At 47.5% G+C, this 19,422-nt stretch carries 13 protein-coding genes; all 13 read left to right on the top strand.

Annotation, left to right across the window (positions count from 1 at the left end; all coding sequences use genetic code 11):
* The first annotated feature begins 5 nt into the window (after window positions 1-5).
* Entirely contained in the window at window positions 6-1,004 is a 999-nt protein-coding gene (locus tag NYE70_RS15365) for a rod shape-determining protein (protein ID WP_211022662.1), read from the top strand.
* Window positions 1,005-1,110: 106 nt separating this feature from the next.
* Window positions 1,111-2,007 (top strand): flagellar hook-basal body protein, encoded by an 897-nt coding sequence (locus NYE70_RS15360; protein ID WP_213653703.1) that lies wholly within the window; start codon window positions 1,111-1,113, stop codon window positions 2,005-2,007.
* 28 nt (window positions 2,008-2,035) lie between these two features.
* Complete coding sequence (locus tag NYE70_RS15355) at window positions 2,036-2,854, top strand: flagellar hook-basal body protein (protein ID WP_211022660.1); 819 nt, start codon at window positions 2,036-2,038, stop codon at window positions 2,852-2,854.
* Between the two features lie 10 nt (window positions 2,855-2,864).
* The gene (locus NYE70_RS15350; protein WP_213653704.1) at window positions 2,865-3,068 is read left to right on the top strand and encodes a DNA-directed RNA polymerase subunit beta; all 204 of its coding nucleotides are present in this window, start codon (window positions 2,865-2,867) and stop codon (window positions 3,066-3,068) included.
* Window positions 3,069-3,394: 326 nt separating this feature from the next.
* The gene (gene fabZ / locus NYE70_RS15345; RefSeq protein ID WP_211022658.1) at window positions 3,395-3,817 is read left to right on the top strand and encodes a 3-hydroxyacyl-ACP dehydratase FabZ; all 423 of its coding nucleotides are present in this window, start codon (window positions 3,395-3,397) and stop codon (window positions 3,815-3,817) included.
* A 37-nt stretch (window positions 3,818-3,854) separates the two neighbouring features.
* Window positions 3,855-5,573, top strand: a complete 1,719-nt coding sequence (locus tag NYE70_RS15340) for a phospho-sugar mutase (protein ID WP_213653705.1) — start codon at window positions 3,855-3,857, stop codon at window positions 5,571-5,573.
* Between the two features lie 26 nt (window positions 5,574-5,599).
* Entirely contained in the window at window positions 5,600-7,618 is a 2,019-nt protein-coding gene (locus tag NYE70_RS15335; RefSeq protein ID WP_341046727.1) for a DUF5693 family protein, read from the top strand.
* Window positions 7,591-8,811, top strand: a complete 1,221-nt coding sequence (gene csaB / locus NYE70_RS15330; RefSeq protein WP_341046725.1) for a polysaccharide pyruvyl transferase CsaB — start codon at window positions 7,591-7,593, stop codon at window positions 8,809-8,811. The genes NYE70_RS15335 and csaB overlap by 28 nt, the downstream gene beginning before the upstream one ends.
* A 53-nt stretch (window positions 8,812-8,864) precedes the next feature.
* A complete protein-coding gene (locus tag NYE70_RS15325) occupies window positions 8,865-9,587 on the top strand; it encodes a WecB/TagA/CpsF family glycosyltransferase (RefSeq protein WP_341047602.1) in 723 nt (240 codons plus the stop codon).
* Window positions 9,588-9,699: 112 nt separating this feature from the next.
* Complete coding sequence (locus NYE70_RS15320) at window positions 9,700-10,821, top strand: glycosyltransferase family 4 protein (protein WP_211022654.1); 1,122 nt, start codon at window positions 9,700-9,702, stop codon at window positions 10,819-10,821.
* Window positions 10,822-11,232: 411 nt separating this feature from the next.
* The gene (locus NYE70_RS15315) at window positions 11,233-15,237 is read left to right on the top strand and encodes an S-layer homology domain-containing protein (protein WP_341046723.1); all 4,005 of its coding nucleotides are present in this window, start codon (window positions 11,233-11,235) and stop codon (window positions 15,235-15,237) included.
* 150 nt (window positions 15,238-15,387) lie between these two features.
* Window positions 15,388-15,729, top strand: a complete 342-nt coding sequence (locus NYE70_RS15310; protein ID WP_211022651.1) for a hypothetical protein — start codon at window positions 15,388-15,390, stop codon at window positions 15,727-15,729.
* A 510-nt stretch (window positions 15,730-16,239) separates the two neighbouring features.
* The gene (locus NYE70_RS15305) at window positions 16,240-19,377 is read left to right on the top strand and encodes an Ig-like domain-containing protein (RefSeq protein WP_341046720.1); all 3,138 of its coding nucleotides are present in this window, start codon (window positions 16,240-16,242) and stop codon (window positions 19,375-19,377) included.
* Window positions 19,378-19,422: the final 45 nt, after the last annotated feature.

The raw sequence follows: 19,422 nt of genomic DNA, 5'->3' as shown, positions 1-19,422 counted from the left end.
TCGCGATGATGAGCAAGGATATTGGTATTGATTTGGGCACAGCCAATGTGCTGATTCATGTCAAAGGAAAGGGAGTAGTCCTCGACGAACCGTCTGTGGTTGCGATCGACAGTGACGCCAAACGGGTGCTTGCGGTCGGTGAAGATGCGAGACGGATGGTTGGCCGTACACCGGGAAATATCATTGCGATTCGTCCATTACGGGACGGAGTTATTGCCGACTTTGAAATTACGGAAACGATGCTCAAGTATTTCATTGATCGGGTAGGAGGCAGAAGCTGGTACAGCCACCCCCGTATTTTGATCTGCGCGCCAACTAACATTACTTCAGTTGAACAGAAATCGATCCGCGAAGCGGCGGAACACAGCGGTGCCAAAGAAGTATTTATGGAAGAGGAACCGAAGGCTGCGGCCATCGGCGCAGGAATGGACATATTTGAACCGAGCGGCAATATGGTTGTCGATATCGGCGGAGGGACGACGGATGTGGCGGTGCTTTCCATGGGAGACATCGTCACGGCTTCGTCCATTAAAATCGCCGGGGACAAGTTTGACGCCGCCATTATTAAATATATTAAAACGAAGTACAAGCTGCTGATCGGGGAACGGACCGCCGAAGATATCAAGATCGGCATCGGAACAGTGCATCCTTCGGGACGGGTTGCGGAAATGGATATTCGGGGCAGGGACATGGTATCCGGGCTGCCGCTCACGATTACTATCACTGCGGCTGAAATCCAGGAAGCGCTGACCGATCCGGTATCTTCTATAGTAACCGCGGCAAAATCAGTGCTGGAGCGTACTCCGCCGGAACTGTCCGCCGACATCATCGACCGGGGCGTTATTCTGACAGGCGGGGGCGCTCTGCTGAACGGGCTGGACGAGCTCTTGATTGAAGAACTCCGCGTACCGGTATTGATTGCCGAAGATCCGATGCACTGCGTCGTGAAAGGAACCGGCATTATGTTGGACAATTTGGATCGGGTTATTAAGAAAAAATTCTGATTATCCGATATAAATATAAGATATGTTGTTGGAATGAATGATCCTGAATATATAACCGCAATAATTGTTGCGGTGAAATAGATGAGTCAAGTATGGAGGTTTGCCCATGTTAAGAGGACTATATACCGCTGCATCCGGCATGATTACACAGCAACGCCGGCATGATACGGTAACGCAAAACATCGCCAATATCAATACGCCTGGCTACAAACAGGTTAATGCCGTCAGCCACTCTTTTCCCGATATGCTGATTTCGCTCGTCGGGGATAAGGAATCAGGGAATGCGAAGCGCATCGGCAAGCTGTCGACCGGCGTGTTTGCGGAAGAAAGTCTGGCCTCTTACGTACAGGGGGATTTGAGAGAAACGGGCAAGGCGTCCAATTTCGGACTGTTATCCAGCCTGAATTTGAATGACCCCGCTACCGGATTGCCTATTCCTTTTGACGCTTCAGGTAAATACTTAAGCGAAGACGGAGAGGTTATATACCGTCCGGAAGCTTTTTTCTCGGTGCTGGACAATAATGATCAGGTCCGTTATACTCGGGACGGTAATTTTACGGTGAATGCTGCAGGTGATTTGCTTACTTCGCAGGGGCAGCGGGTGCTTGGAGTTGACGGAAATCCGATCGTATTGCCTGCTGGAATGTCGATTAATCAGGTTCAAAGTGATGCCGTCGGTAATTTTGTTTATTATGAGAATGGAGTCGCTGTCCCGGTCGCCAGACTCGGAGTGGCGGTAGTCAACCGGCCTCAAGAATTGGTTCGTGAAGGCAATGGCGTATACCGGGCTGAAGATCCCGAAGCTGCGGATATTCGCATCGGGCTTACGGTGGAGGATGAAGCTGCAGTCCGTCAAGGATACCTGGAGACTTCGAATGTGGATACCGCTCAGGCCATGGTTGATTTGCTTGCTGCCCAACGTGCGTACGAATCGAATCAGAAAATTATCCAATATTATGATAAAAGCCTGGATCGGGCGGTAAATGATATTGGCCGCGTCTAGACCAAGTTTAAATTAAAGGAGGTGCCATATGAATAACTCCATGATCAGCGCCATGGTATCCATGAACGGGATTCAGCAGCGTTTGGATTTGCTTTCCGACAATATCGCCAATATGGATACTACGGGGTATAAGCGAAAGGAAGCTTCCTTTGAAGACACATTGACCCGTGTCCAGAAGCAGACTTCCAAGATGGAGCTGACTGGGCGGGCAACACCCTCCGGTTTTGATCTCGGATTCGGTTCCAGAATGACGTCGATTACGAGCAATTTCACCCAAGGTTCCATTAAATTAACCGATAATCCAACGGATCTTGCCATTGAAGGAAATGCATTGTTTGCGGTGCTTACCGAGAGCGGGAAGGCTTACACCCGGGCCGGCGATTTTCATCTTCAACAGGATCCTTCTGATCCTGAATCCACATACCTGGTCAACAATATGGGTCAATTCGTATTGAATGCGGATGATGAACGTATTGCGGTCCCGGCGGGTTCGAAGCTGCAAATTGACGGACAGGGAAATATCCGTGCGGTTTCCGGAAATGAAGTGAATGATCTTGGGCGGATTCAATTGCTGACTCCAATACGGCCGGAAGCCTTGGAACAGGTTGACGGAAATCTGTTTGTACTTGCTTCCGGTGCAGTGGAAGCGGATGTCCTGAGTGAAACGGCGTTGCTTCCTCAAGCTCAGCAGGCCCAGATCCGGCAAGGGGCGTTAGAAGGCTCCAATGTCAATCTGACGGATGAAATGGCGGAGATGCTGCAGGTACAGCGGGCTTATCAGCTTGCGGCCCGGGCGCTCTCGTCCAGTGAAACCATGATGGGCTTGGCCAATAACTTGCGCGGGTAGGTGGACTTTCATGACCGAAGAGAATAGCCCGGCTGTTGCAAAACGGTCCGGGTGGATCACCCTCCTGCGAATCGTGCTTGTGCTATTGTTTCTGGTAGTTGCCTTGGTCGGCGGAACGGTTGTCGGCTATGTGGTGTTAGGGAAGCAGGAGATAGGCGGCGTTTGGCAGTGGGAAACCTGGCGGCATGTGTTCGACTTGGTTTTCGCACCTTAGCCTGCGGCCTGTTGATTAAGAGTTATTATATAATGGAAGAAATTGAATAAAAAGTTACAGAAACTCCCGGAATCGGGAGTTTTCTTTTTAAGGCCATAAAATGTATAATGATGGGGGACTGTCACCAGTGTGAAAATCAAAAGGGCTTTATCCGAAAGCGGTATAGGCCGCCTGCGGATAAGCCCCTTATCTTAACCTCCGCTTCTGCAGACGCGAAGGATAATTACAGTGTGGCCGTCCGCCTGATCTTTTATACGAAACTTTAAATCCGATGTCTAAGCATAACCAATTTGAGATTTATGAAAAATGGAAAGGGGTATTACATAATGCTCGATATCAAGCAAATTCAGGAGATTATTCCGCACCGCCCGCCATTTCTGCTGGTGGACCGGATCTTGGAGATGGAGGACGGCAAGAGAGCCGTCGGGATCAAGAACGTAACGATCAATGAACCGTTTTTTGTGGGTCATTTCCCCGATTATCCGGTGATGCCAGGGGTACTGATTGCTGAAGCTTTGGCCCAGGTAGGGGCAGCTGCGATTCTAAATGTGGAGAGCAACCGCGGGAAGATCGGTTTCCTCGCCGGCATGGACGGCTTCCGTTTCCGCGGACAGGTCGTTCCGGGCGACCAGCTTCGCCTGGAAGTGGAAATCACCCGTATGAAGGGCTCGATTGGCAAGGGCAAAGCAGTCGCCAAAGTCGATGATAAAATTGTCGCAGAGGGCGAAATTATGTTTGCGTTATCCTGAGTTAGATAAAATTTTGTTTAGGAGGACTTTTGAAACCATGACTGAGTTGAACTTGAACATTAGAGAAAAAGTAGAAAGCTGGCTGAACGATCCTTCCATCGATGAGGCAACCAAACAGGAGCTGCGCGATTTGGACACTAATCCATCCGAACTTGAAGACCGGTTTTACCGGGAGCTGGAGTTCGGTACCGGGGGGCTTCGCGGCGTAATCGGCGCAGGCAGCAACCGAATGAACCGTTACACGGTTGCCCGGGCTACCCAGGGGTTTGCAAAATATATTTTGGAGGAGCATGGCGATAAGGCTGGCCAGCCATCGGTGGTCATTGCCCATGATTGCCGTCATTTCTCTCCGGAGTTCGCGCTGGAAGCCGCGCTTGTTTTGGCCGGCAACGGCATTGTTGCCAAATTGTTCCCGTCGCTTCGCCCTACGCCGCAGTTGTCCTTTTCGGTGCGCAGTTTGAAGGCAACCGGTGGCATCGTGGTTACGGCGAGCCATAATCCGCCTGAATATAACGGTTATAAAGTGTACAATGCTTCCGGCGGTCAGCTCGTGCCTCATGAAGCAGAGCGCGTGATCGGGAACATTCAGGCGTTGACTTCGCTTGCTGAAGTGAAGCGTCTTAGCCGTGAAGAGGCCGAAGCCAAGGGATTGCTTGTATGGCTTGGAGAAGCGGAAGACGAGGCTTTCGTGGAAACGGTAGCCGCAACCAGCGTAAACCGCGAGTTAATGGTTTCGGGTGCGGCCAAGGACGTCGTTGTGGTATTTACGCCACTGCATGGAACCGGTAATCTTCCGGTCCGTCAAGCGCTGCAGAAGCTCGGATTTTCCCAGGTTCATATCGTTAAAGAACAAGAGCTGCCGGACGGCAATTTCTCTACAGTGAAATCTCCGAACCCGGAAGAGCGCGAAGCCTTTGCTATGGCGATCGAGCTTGGTAAACAGGTTGGCGCTGACATTCTCATCGGTACGGATCCGGACGCGGACCGTATGGGCGCGGTTGTAAAGAATGCGGACGGAGAGTATGAAATTTTAACCGGAAACCAATCCGGATCTCTTCTTGTGCATTATGTTCTTAGTCAAATGAAAGAAACCGGAAAACTTCCTGCGAACGGCGCGGTCGTGAAGACGATCGTTACGAGTGAGCTGGGAGCCGCGATCGCCCGTCACTACGGGGCAACCGTATTTAATACGCTGACCGGATTCAAATATATCGGCGAAAAGATGAACGAATTCGAAAAATCGGGCGAGCATACTTATTTGTTCGGTTATGAGGAAAGCTATGGATACCTGGCCGGCAACTATGCCCGGGATAAGGATGCCATCGTAGCTTCGACATTGATTTGTGAAGCGGCGGCTTATTATAAACGCCAAGGGAAAACGTTGATCGATGTGTTGGAGGAGCTGTACCAATCATTCGGATATTATCGTGAAACTCTAGCATCCCGGACTTTGAAGGGGAAAGACGGGCTTGCGCAAATCGGCGCGCTGATGAATGACTTCCGCAGTAATCCGCCTAAGAGTATCGCGGGTGTCGCAGTGACGGATCTGCTGGATTATTCGCAAGGACTGGACGGCCTGCCTAAGGAAAACGTGCTGAAGTTTCTTTTGGAGGACGGCTCATGGTTTTGTCTTCGTCCTTCGGGAACGGAACCAAAAATTAAATTCTACTTCGCGGTACGCGGCACATCGAACGAGGACGCCAAAGCGCGCCTTGCCCGTTTGCAAGATGAAGTGCTGGCTCGCGTAGACGCATAATTTTTTACTTTTGAGGAGGTACCTTTGTGATTCGAAGTTGGCAGCGGTGGAATGACGCTTCCCGCAAGTGGTTGTGGATCTTGGTTATAGTTGGTATTGTGGCTTCTTTGCCTGTAATCGTACAGCGGGTACAAACCGAGTCGTCGGCAAATAAGGTAGAGTTTGTTTTCAATTATCGGGGGTTGCTGGACATTGCGTCTTATCAGGCCAATCCGGCAGCTTACATGGATGAACAGCTGGATCGCATAAAGGCGGCCGGCGTTAATACGATAGCGATGTTTGAAAGCACGCTGGATGAATTGTCGAAGGCGCGCCGGATTATGGTGTTTAACGCGCTGGATGTGGCAAAGATGACGCAAACGGTCGTTTCTCCTGAGGGGAATTATACTTATATCGCTTTTACTAGTACGGAGAACGAACAAGAGCTGCGTCCTATGATCGAGGAGACGTTCCGTAACCTGGACATTCCCGTGATGCCATGGCGGTACCAAGACCGTGAAGGGCTTGCAATCGGTTTGGGAATGGAAGAGGCGGTAATGAAGCCGATGCAGATGGATCCTTTTGCATTCGCAATGTTGCGTGACAAAGGCTTCAATATTCTCCCACGGTTATCGGATAATATTCGTTATGACCAGGATGCCCTGGATCAGGAACTGTCTTTTTTAGCGGAAAACGGAGTGAAGCGTATCCTCTTTGACGGGGAGTCCGTGAAGGGGTATCAGGATAACGGTGCTATGAACAGTCTGCAGGGCTTTGCGGATCTGTTGAATAAGCACGGTATCGGTTTGGCAGCCATCGAGAATTTGAAGGCTCCGCAAAAAGGATTGAATACACTGGCCTATTTGACGGATTACAATATCGTACGTCTGCATTCTTTGTCCGATACTGAGGCTGGACAGGATAAGAAAACCTTGTCCGACCGGTTCGTGCTTGCAACAAAGGACCGGAATATCCGGATGATATATCTGAATGCTTCGCCTTCCAAGGATGCGGCTAAAGCGGCTATCACGAACCCGATCAACAATTTGATCGATTCGCTGCAAGGTCCGGAAGGGGCAATTCAGCGCATTCAAGATAATGGTTTCGAAATGGGACAGGCAGAAGCCTTTGAAATTCATGATTCTTCTTGGCAGAAATACCTAAAGGCGTTTGTTGTTCTGGGCGGAGTTGCTTTCTGCGCTTTGCTGGTTTCTTACTTTATTGCTCCATTGACACTGCTTGTTTTCCTGCTGGGCTTGATCGGTTCCGCCGGACTTTACGTCCTGAAGCCGACTCTGTTTGAGCAGGCGTTAGCTTTGGGCGTTGCCATCAGCGCGCCGACGATAGCGACGATCCTTGCGATCCGCAAGGTTAAAGAAATCAAGGGGGCTCATCCGGATATTTCAGCCGGGCGGAGATTGACCCATACGATCGTTCTTTATATTAAAACAGCGCTGATTTCGCTGGCGGCCGTTCCGTTCGTAATTGCGCTGCTGAATAACATTACTTACAGCCTCGTGCTTAATCAGTTCCGCGGTGTAAGCTTGCTTCACCTGGGGCCGATCTTTTTGATTGCCGTTTATGTGTTCCTGTATCAAGGTTCTTCGGTATGGCAGGAACTGCGCAATTGGCTGCGGATGCCGATTACGCTCATTTGGGTCGTTGCCGCAGCCGTGCTTGGTGTCGCCGCTCTTTACTATTTATCGAGAACAGGAAATGCCGGTACGCTCCTTCCGGGAGAAGCCTGGTTCCGTTCCTTCCTTGAAAATACGTTTGGCGTACGCCCGCGGAATAAAGAGTTTTTGCTGGCGCATCCGCTGTTCATTGTAGGCATTTTTGCTGCTTTCCGTTATCGGTGGGCGCTGTATGCCATGGTCATTGCGGTAATGGGACAGCTATCCATGGTCGATACTTTCGCGCATATCCATACGCCGGCAGTTCTTTCGTTGATTCGCGGAGTGCTGGGTCTCGGACTTGGTCTTATCGTCGGCCTGATCGCCGTGCTCATATGGCATATTATTGAAAGGTGCTGGGATAAATGGTCGCCGCGTCTTCTAAAACCTTAGTCCTGTCGGGATATTACGGATACCGTAACAGCGGGGACGAAGCTGTATTGCAGTCAATACTCTCCGCCTTGGAGCATGAAGGACAGGCGGCGGGCATGAAGATCACTCCGGTCGTTTTATCTATCGATCCTGAATGGACTAGCCGGACTTATGGCGTGAAGTCCGTACATCGGATGAAACTTGCCGAGGTAAGGAACGCTATAAAGAACAGCGACGGCCTGATCAGCGGCGGAGGTAGCCTGCTTCAGGACGCCACCGGGCTCGGCTCGATTCCCTATTATTTGGGAATTATCAAGATTGCCCAATGGTTGGGCAAGCCGACCTTCATTTATGCGCAAGGCGTAGGGCCGGTACGCCGGAAGCTGTTCCGTCCCTTTATCGCATCGGTGTTCCGCCGCTGCGAATACATTTCGGTAAGAGATCCGGAATCGGCCGAGCTGGTGCGCAGCATGGGGATCCGGAAGGGCGACGTCCAGGTCGTCCCCGATCCGGTGATGGGGATAGTCCTGCCGGAAAAGGAAACGGACCCTGCAGGTGCGGCCGATCTCCAGAACGGATTAGATGTGGAGTCGCATGCAGGCTTGGAGCCCAATCCGCATGCTGAAGGCGGCGGGTTTTCGAGTGCGCCCGACTCCGGCGAATTGCCGGTAGTCGGGGTATCGGTCCGCCTCTGGAACTCCGAGCGGACCGAACTGGCGAAGCTGGCCGAAGGCCTTGCTTCGCTCAGCCGCCGGGTTCCGGTGCATATCCGTTTTCTGCCGTTTCATTTCCCTGGCGATGACGAAGCCTCCCGCTTCGTCATGGAGCGCCTGGGGAACCTGGCAGAACACGGAAGCACCGTCAGCATTGCGGCGGAGACGGAGCATCCGTACGAGATGCTCCGCGAAGTAAGCCGCTGCCGCCTGCTTGTTGGAATGAGGCTGCACAGCCTCATTTACGCGGCTTCGCAGGAAGTGCCGCTGCTCGGCGTCTCTTATGATCCGAAGATCGATCATTTTATGGGCCGCCTCGGCAGCGTGCCTGTCGGCACGGCCGAGGAGCTCGATCCACGGATCGTTGCCTCGCAAGCCGAGCGGCTGCTGCTTGAGGGCGGGGTTTGGCGCAAGTCTCATGCTCCGAAAATTTCGGAACTGAAGCGCGAAGCCCAGATCCCCGCGCAGCGCATTGTTGAACTTTTACAGAGCAAAGGGTGAGCAAGGTGGAGACGAAGCAAAATGAGGTCGAGGTTCTGCCGACGGTATCGATTATGGGAATCCCAGTCTGCAAATGGGGAATGAAGGATACGGTCAATTATTTAACGCAAGTCGTTAATTCAGGCAAGCCTCATCAAATCATTACAGCCAACCCGATCATGGTAATGGCCGCAATGGAAGACCCCTCCTACAAACAAATGATGCAGAAGGCCGAATTGATCGTGCCTGACGGCACCGGCGTGGTCTGGGCGGCACAAAAAGTCGGCCAACCGGTGACAGAACGGGTAGCCGGATTCGACCTGCTTCATGAATTAATGAAGGAAGGGGAGCGGCACCACTGGAAGGTGTATCTCCTTGGGACGACAAGCGAAGTGATTCAGGAAGCGGCGCGACGGTTAACTTTGCAATATCCGGGAACGGAAATTGTCGGATTTCGTGACGGGTACTTCGGTCCTGATCAAGATCAGGAGGTTATTGATGCCATCAAGGCGGTTTCGCCTCATCTGCTGTTTGTAGCCCGGGGCGCCGACACTCAGGAGCCCTGGATCGGAAAATACAAACAGATTCTGGGCGTACCGGTCATGATGGGAGTTGGAGGAAGCTTTGACATCATTTCCGGCAAAACCAAGCGGGCGCCGAAGACCTTCCAGAAGCTTCGCTTGGAGTGGTTGTACCGCCTGTTATCGGAGCCTACCCGCTTCCGGAGGATGCTTGCGCTGCCGAAATTCGTAGTTCGCGTACTGCGTGAGGGAGAAAACCTGACGAAAATGGGCTAAATCATTGAATTATTGCGCGAAACAGCGTATTATTGCTCAAATACGGAGGTTGTGTTTCTCCTGAAACGGAGTATAATTCATTCCGGCAGAATAAATGGGGGTTGAAATACACATGTGGATGATTTATACCATCGGGTTTATCGTCTCGCTCGGTCTGGCACTGGGATTGACGCCATTCGTAAAGAAGTTTGCCGTTAAAGTCGGCGCGGTGGATGTACCCAATGCTCGTAAAGTGCACACAAGAATTATGCCGAGACTCGGTGGATTAGCTATTTTCTTATCTTTTGTGATTACGTTCTTCCTGGTTCTACCGTTTCTTCCGGAAAGTTTTTCGGTACGCGAAGTGAACTTCGTCAAAGCCTTTCTTGTCGGCGGAACCATGACTATATTGCTTGGTGCGTTCGACGATCGTTTCGATTTGCCGGCCAAATTTAAATTTCTAGTTCAAATCGCGACGGCTTGCGTTGTCGTATTTGGATTTGATATCCGCCTTGAATTTGCAAATATTCCTTTTCATACGTATGCATCGGTTGAAAGCTGGATTGCGATTCCGTTTACGATTTTGTGGATTGTCGGCGTCACCAACGCCATCAATCTGATCGATGGACTGGACGGTCTGGCTGCAGGGGTTTCCGCGATTGCGATCGGTACGATCACCGTCATGGCATTCCTGATGGGTAATGTCGTGGTTGCGCTGCTCTGCCTGTTGCTGCTTGGCAGCATTATCGGCTTCCTGTACTTTAACTTTCACCCGGCCAAAATATTCATGGGCGACTCCGGGGCCTTGTTCCTTGGCTTCAGCTTGGCGCTGTTATCCTTGCTCGGTTTCAAACAGGTAGCGATCGTGTCGTTCCTGACACCGTTGATCTTGATCGGAGTACCGCTTTCGGACACGTTGTTTGCCATCGTGCGCCGCTGGATGCAGAAGAAACCGATCTTCTCGCCGGATAAAGGCCACTTGCATCACTGCTTGCGCGAGCTCGGCTTCAGCCATCGCCAAACCGTGCTGATCATTTACGGCATCGCCGCCTTCTTTGGCGTATTGGCTGTCATCCAATCGTCTGCGGCCATGTACAACGCCAACTGGGTCACCTTTGTCGTCATCTGCGTCATGGTGTTCTTCCTGCAAATCGGAGCCGAGGTGATCGGCCTGATCGGCAAAACGAAGCGCCCGCTGCTCGACTTCTTCGCCCGCTTGCGAATGAAGGCCGGTGCGGAGGACAGCTCCAAGTAAGATCTACTGCAATATTGTATCTTCGAAGACAGCAATTATACGGATATTTCATTCGTAAAATAGGACAACCTCTGCCAACGCTTTAGAGCGTGGCAGGGGTTGTTTTTGGTTTGAGGGGATGAAGATGCAGAGTATTTACGTTGCCATCTTTGAACTCAAGGGCACAGGAACTTCTAGCATGTTTGTTAGGGCTCACCAAGATGGCGAAATAGCTTCTTCATATTTAGGATGGCCTCTGGTTAATCACCAAGGGCCATTTTTTATTTTGAATTCTTTGAATTTGCCCAATCCTTTTTTGCCAATTTTCTAAAATAATGCCACATCGTGACCGATAACAACACTATACGACTTTTGGACGGTTTCCGTGATGCGGGGACTACAACAATCCAATTCAAAGGAGAGATAAAACACATGCAACGCACCAAGAAATCAATCGTGTGGCTTTTGCTCATGGTATTGGTAGGTTCCTTGTTTCCTTCAGGGCTTATGCAGCAAGCGAAGGCAGCCGATTCCGGCCTGACGTCCACGACGTACTTTAGTCCGGATATACTGGATATTCGCAAAACATCAAATCTGGATTTGACCAAGGAAAACTTAAGAGACACTGTGTATATAACAAACACCCCCACGATTGAGATCAAGGGGACTTACTCCAAGGTATCCGGCGACACGTTGAGAGCGCAAGTCGACCAATTGACATGGGATGCTTCGAAAAGCCTGTGGGTTGCCGACAAGGTGCATTCGGCGCCAGGTACGGTCCAAAAAGACACAACCAAACCAGAGAGCCGCTTTACGGCCTCCAATTTGACATTGTTTCCAGGTTTGAACCGAATTACTTTCACTGGGATGCTCGGTAACCTGGAAGGCTCTGAGTCCTTCTATGTCCTCTATGACAAGATTCCTTTCGTATCCAAACTTATGATCTCCGGCGGCGGATTGCTTTCGGATATCAATTTGAACGAAGGAACGCGCGTTGTTGTGGAAAACTCCCCGATTTCTTTGCTCGGTGAAGTTCATAATACGACGAAAGCAACGGTAACAGTAAATAACGACAAGGCACTGTCCACCGATATTTACAACAACCAACTTGCTACGCCTCCTTTAAACCTGACACCGGGTCTAAATAAATTGAAGATTGTTTTCACCAATGCATCCGACTCTATTACGATTACCCGGGATGTCTACTATTTTAAATTGTCCGATCCGTTCACGGATATGTATGTTATGAATGGAACTAGCCAGTACAAAGTATTTGAGAACAAACCGACACTTACGGCAACAAACCTAACCAAAGCTCAAATGATTGTACAAGTACTCTTGCCTTACAGCGCAAGCAGCCAGTCATTTGCGAATGATTCCTCCATAACTGTTGACGGACAAGTTGTAACGCCGACGATTTTGGATTCCAATCTATATAATGATAAGGGAGTCTTTACTCCTGTAGCAGGTAGTGAGGTTGTTATTGACGGTTCTATCGGAAATCCGTCTTATCGTTTGGTGACCTTCCGTACAAGCGACTTTAATCTTCAAACGGATGATGACGGTAATGTATTGACTACCCAAACTCCAAAAGTTGTAGTGAATTACGGCAAAAACGGTTCTGCCTGGAACTTTACAGCTTCTTATACAGCAAACTTCCAGTACTTGTCCGGTCAAACCTTGATTACTGAAATGCAGTATTTGCCGGATTATAAAGATTCCTATGGTTCAGACCTCTCGAATGTGAGCAAGACATCGTTGAATAATGCCCAAGTCAGCAGTAGCGATTTTTATATCATGGTACGTACCGAAGGGGCACCAGCGGACCCGAATACACTAATCGGTGATTATTTGCCATTGGGTACCAAAACGCTGAAAATCACAAAAGTCGATGATGTTACTGACGGCTTGGATGATACCTCTAATGCACGCATTTACAAAATTACCGGCTTCTCTAACGGGGAGCAGCAGGTCCGCTTTAAGTATGCAGACTCGGCTCCGGTAACTGTGAAAATTTCGTATGTTTCTAAAAACTATATCTACATTAACAATTTGTTCGATGGACAAACCTATACGTTCAACTCCAAGACAGGGAATAATGAGCTTGCAATTACTGGTGAATACATCGGTTTCGAAAACATTACAAATGCTCAATACTTTATTAATGGGATCGATGGTAAGAAACTCGTTGAAGGGGCTACAGCCGACGGAAAAGACACTGGGTTGGACATTGATTTCAGCGCCAATCCGAAAGTAACCAAGTTCGAACTGAAACTGAACATCAAACCGGAAGGCCCGCTTGTTTTTGGGGAGAACACCATCGTGTTTACTGGAACCTCGATGGACAACGCCGGAAATACTCGAGAGGTTCGTAAAGAGCTACGAATTTATATTGTCGACGAAAATGTCTCCTCGATTACACAGTTTCATCCTGGAAAGGTACCTGTTGTAGGTAAGAGCAGAGCTCCTTTTCCGGATGCGGGACAATTTGATAACCCAGATACAGATGTAAAAGAGCTTGTTAAGCAGTTAATCGCACAGATTTTTGAATTGCCAACGGAATTTACGTACAAGGACAATAAATACACCACCAGCGAACAAGAATATGACTTAGTCATTCGTGGCAGCGGAGCGAAGAACGTTAATTTGTATTTCGGTTCCGATAAGATCTTTACTGTTTCCTTAGATAGTACGACCAAGTACGATGTATCTACTTATCAAGGGTATGCGTATGATCTTACGGGGAATGAAAATGACTTTATTCTGCGTATTCGTTCCTTAAAGTTTGAAGCACCGGGAACTCATGTTTACAATTTGGAACTCATTAACGAGACGGGGGCACGGACAAATCAACGTCTGGAAATCACTCGTGAGTTGGCGCCGTACCGTTTGTTGGCTCCTCAACCGACAGTCGGCGACAAGTATGTAGTCAATAAGAACTTTATCCGGTTCGATATTGAAGCAGAGGGTGCGACCAAGGTTATTATCGATAAAGGGGAAGCGACAAGACGCCCTGAACCGGAGATGAAAGATCGTTTTACCTATGACTATGTAGGTTTAAAACCGGACAAAACAACGAAGATCAAAATTCAAATCGTCCGGGGAGATTCGACCATTAATGATACGATCGATGTTTATTACACGGGAACCGTGGAAATCGACTCTCAGTACATGGTTGAAAAAACTTCAAACAAATATAGTGTGTTTAATAAATCCTTGGAGCTTGCATTCCCTAAAGGGACAGTTCTTCAGTCAGCGACGATGAATAACAACCGAGTTACAAAGTTTTATCCGGATAACAAGCTGTTGTTTGGGATTGCCGATCCTAAAGACGGAGTTGTGGAACGCCGCAATGATTACGGTGGTCTGATTAATAAGCATGACGGGATTAACAACGTAATTATTCCGGATACGTATATCAGCCGCTTTAATTCAACTGCGGATACCGCTAATTTTACACGTGTCTCCGATATCTACTGGATTAGCGGCGGAGTTGGGGAATTGGGAGATAAGGGGACGTCAGGATACAAGGCAGCCACTAACGGGCTTGCTCCTTATTCCACAGAAGGCTTCTTCACTGCATTCGAGAATGAACGTAAAATTGTTCCTTCGCAACGTGGAGAGCTTACGATATCTTATGATTCTAATGTAGTAGATCAAGCGGGAACTCTGGTTACGGTATTCCGTTACATCGATGCCGGTGGTTATGGAAAGTGGGAAAGAATCCCGGGTGAAGTAAACACGAGTAAACATACGATTACTGTTCCCTTTGACCAATTCGGTTATTATACGGTTATGAAGATGAACCGTGGGTATAGCGATATTACAAATCATCCATGGGCCAGAAATATCCTGAATGCTTTGTACTCTAAAGGTATTATGGAAGCATTGCGTGCCGATGCATTCGGAGCCGATGATCAAACGACACGAGGAGAATTTGCAACCCTGCTGGTGAAGGGGCTTAATATTCCGATTAATGCAGATGAGAATCAACAAACTTTCTTTGATGTTCCGTACGGTGCAAAAACGGCGACTTGGGATTTCAATCATCTTGAAACGGCGGCTAGAGCGGGTATTATTACTGGCCGCACGGAAGGCTTCTTCTCCCCGAATATGCCGATTACCCGTCAAGATGCGGCGGTTATGATCGCCAGAGCAATGAAGTCTTTGAAACTTCCAGCGAATGATAAGAAGTTGAAAGACGCTTTGGCCAAGTCCTTCTTGGATTCGGGGAAAATGGATTATTACGCGCTCCCAGCCATTTCGGCTGTCACGAAGGCAAAAATCATGTCTGGTAATGAAATCACGCTTCCGGGCGCGAAGAAACCTTCATATAACTTTAACCCGGATAGTAATATGACCCGGGCGGAAGCCGGAAAGATTGCTGTAGAGCTGTTTAAGAAGACAACAAGTATATTCCCTAAAACCTTCAATTAAAAAGAAATAAAGTGAGTAGATCCCCTTGTTCGGTGAATCATTCTGACAAGGGGGTTCTTTTTTCCAGTTACATCATTTTGTAATTTGTTGGAGATTAAGATACAATAGCATGTGTAGTAGATATTTTTGCAAAAGGGTGAAATTATACAGATGAAACCGATCATGGCAAAACCGCAGTTGGGCTACTCGAAAGCTAAGAGAAAGTTTGAGGATAGATCCCGGGTATTGGAGAAGAAGATTGAGGAGACTGCCAAGCTGCAGGAAGTCACTCAGGAGGTTATGGAAAGCCTGGTACTCGAAACGGGTTTTCATGAGGCGTTTAATGATTTGCGTGCAGCTGAGAATGAGTTGATTGAATGGTCTCATATGACTATGACGCATGAGAAGACGTACAGAGACAACAAACAAGCTATTGACGATATGTATGCCAAGCTTGAGACGGATCCGCAAATGCGCACCCGGATTATCCAGTTGGCGATGAGAGTAAGATAAAAAAGGAAGCCCTTTCCTTATATTATTCAAATAAGGCGTCCAATTTGGACGTCTTATTTGCGTTTTAACTACATAGATTATGGGTATTGATAATGGAAAAAGTTGCTTAGTGACTGACAAATTTAAGGGTGTTATACTAATTTCCGTCAGGCGGAAGCGGAGTTAAAATGTTGTAGAAGTGGCGAACCTTAGTAAAGGTAACAATCTTGCAATTTTTTTTCGGAAGTCCGCAACTTTTTCGAATCTCGTGCGTTTAAGATGTAGAGCATTGACAATGATGACCAATTTAGACATCCCAACATGTTCCTTATGGGGAAACTTGTCTATCTATTAGAAAAATTAGCTTTACGGCACTAGGGACTCATTGTATAATGTCTAGGTAGGATTAGGAAACTAGTCTATTTCTACATTCTATTTCGTATGGTATTGTTTACAAGTTTCTGCGGCTCCCGTCGCAGACCTAATTTATAGGAAACCTGCTCAGGCTCTGGAAAGGGGGTGCAATGGCTAATGAGTAACACGAGCTATTCATTTAAAGAAAACTCTCATGTGATAGTTAATCAAGGAGGAGAAAAAAAGGTTATGAAGAAAATTTTATCCGTAGCTCTGTCTACAGCAATGGCATTCTCCATGTTTGCTTCCGTAGCATTCGGTGCTGATGCTAAATTGACAGACGAACAACAATTCAACGCATTGAAAGAAGCTGGCATTTTGACTGGCTACCCAGATGGTCAATCCCACCTGGAAAAAGCACTGACTCGCGCAGAGCTTGCAAAAATCATCGTTAAATCCATTGGTTTGGAGCCAGTAACTGGCGTAGCAACTTACAAAGATAAGAACTACACAGCTAACCACTGGGCAGCTCCTTTCATTGAAGCCGCTACACAAGCCGGCATCCTCAATGGTAAAGACGCTACTAAGAAATTGTTCGATCCTACTGGCAACGTAACTGTACAAGAGCTTGCAAAAGTTCTGGTAACTGCTTTGAAACTGGAAGTTCCTACTGACGCTAACAACACTGCTAGCGCATGGGCTAAAGGTTATGTAGCAGCAGCTGTTAAAGCTGGTTACCTGCAAGAAGGTATCAACTACCAAGCTAACGCTTCCCGCTCCCAAGCAGTAGTTGCAGCATATGCAATCTACGAAGCGGCTCAAGTTCCTACAGTAACTAAATACGAAGTTAAGGACAGCAAGAACGTTGAGTTCACGCTCTCCAACGGCGAAGTAGTTAAAGTAACACTGGAAAAAGAACTGGAAGCTAACAAAGCAACGGAAGTTACTTTCAAAACTAAAGACGGTGTTGAACTCAAACACACTGTTACTTATGTTGTAACTGCAGCAACTAAAGTAGAAAGCGTATCTGCTGACAACCTGAAACAAATCATTGTAAAATTCGACGGTGAAGTTGATAAGGCTTCTGCAGAAACTAAAGCTAACTACAAACTCAACAGAACAATCGACTCTGCAGTATTGTCTTCCGATGCTCGCAGCGTAGTGTTGACGCTTGAAGGTGAATACTATTCCAATGGTGGCAACCAACTGGTCAACCAATCGGAAACTAAGATCACTGTTGACGGCGTGAAGAGCTCCGATAAAGCTAGAACATTGAAACAAGAAGTTAAATTCACACCTGTTGACGTTACAACTCCTACAGTTAAAGAAGTAGTAGGGCTTGGAACTAAAGCGATTAAAGTTGTATTCTCCGAGCCAATCGATCGTACAACTGCAAGCTCGACTTCCAACTACAAAATTGACGGAAAATCCATTGCAGGCTATGTGGAATATGCTTTCCCGAACAGTGTGATTATTACCACTGAATCGGCTGTAGGCGACCATAAGCTGACTGTAAGCAATGTTCAAGATTTCTCCGGTTTGAAAGTAGTTCCAGTGGAAAACAGCTTTGCTGTAGCTGAAGACAAAGAAGCTCCAACCGTTGTTTCTACGAAATCTACTGACCTTACAAAGGTTGAAATCGAGTTTAACGAGCCTTTGAAATCCGTAAGCAAAGTTTACAACGGTATTTCTTCCAAGAATGGCACAGTTAAATTAGACAGAGCAAGCAACAAAATCACCGTTACTTTCACAAAAGAAAAAGCACTGAGCGTTGGCGAAAACACAATTGTTATCGAAGGCGCTACAGACTATAGCGGCAACTCTGCTAATCGTGAAGTGAAAATCACTCCTGAACTGGATAGCACTCGTCCTGAAGTTACAAGTGTAACTGCAGAGGTTGTTGGTACTAACCATGTGCTGAAGGTTAAGTTCAGCGAACCAGTTTATCTCACTGGTACAAATGGCAACCCGTCGGGAGCGAAACAAGAAAACTACACTATCAAGGATAAAGATGGTAAAGTAGTTGTAGGAAAAGGCTTGAACGGAAATGGACATCCGGTAAGAGGAATTGCTTTCAACAGTGACAATGATGAAGCAACGATTCAACTGAATGGTAAATTGGATAAAGGTACTTATACTCTTGAAGTAACTGGAGTTCAAGATAATGCATTTGTACCTAATACAATTGTTCCAGTATCCAAAACATTTGAAATCGGGGATACATCCGAATTCAAGGTAACTAGATTCTGGGTTGAGGAGCAACAATCCACTGCTGCTAAACGGGATGTATACTTCTATGTGACATTCAGCAAGCCAGTTGCAACAGAAGGTTTGGGAAGTGCGCGTGAAATTTCCAAATACAACATTGACTGGGCAGCACAAACTGGTTCTACATTTGAATCTCTTCCAACTGATTCCTATGCAGATTTGATTACTCCAGAAACAGTGAAGATCACAGTTCCTTATACTGACAAAGCTCTTGGTCAATTGGTTGCTGGCGTTAAAGATTACTCGCAAGTTAAATTGCGCGTATCATTGATTGCTGACCAAGATGGAAACTATGCTTATGCAGATAAAGGTAACATTTCTCCTACACCAATTACACCTGACTTTAGCAAAATTGGTGTGACGGAAGTAAATGCTACAGCAAAAGATCAAATTAAAGTTAAGTTTGATGGTAAACTGATCAATGTTGATCCGAATGAGTTCCGACTCAGAAGTACCACTGTTACAGGTGCGACTTATGATTTGAAACTTGATGGATATACTCATGATAGTGGCAAGACAATCGCTACATTCACGCTGAAAGATGGCGAGAAAATTGCCCCTAGAACTGATTTGACATTTGAATCTGTAGGAACAGTTACTAACACTAGAGACGAATTTGGACATATCGTTGATTCTGTAACTGGTAAATCTGTAACAGATAAGATTAAACCTTCTGTCGTTAAACCTTCGGATGCTAAGCCGTTCATCTTGTCCGCTGGAACTCCAGTTGCAGGCGGTAACTATCAGTACACGGCAACTATTAAGTTTGACGAAGCAATTAAAGTAGTTGAAGATACTGGAGTTGTTAAAGTATCTGTAACAGGTACTGATCTGGTATCTTCCCAATACGAGGCAGCTTCTACCAGTGCAACTAACGATACATTGGTTGTTACATTCACTACTAAAGGTGAATTGGGAGTTAATGAAGTAGTTATGATCGAACTTCTTGCAGGTAACGGTGACGCTAAAGCTGTCACAGATGCAAGCAGTGAAAGAAATACTGCAGATGCATTTACACTTGATGGTGTAGTAAGCCAACTGCGCTAATTAAACTTATTAGTTTAATTGTCTAAAGAAGGAACCAGCAAGGGG

Origin of the sequence: Paenibacillus sp. FSL R5-0407, from assembly GCF_038009185.1 — a bacterium.
GTDB lineage: Bacteria > Bacillota > Bacilli > Paenibacillales > Paenibacillaceae > Fontibacillus > Fontibacillus vini.
This window is presented reverse-complemented; position numbering and strand designations above follow the sequence as displayed.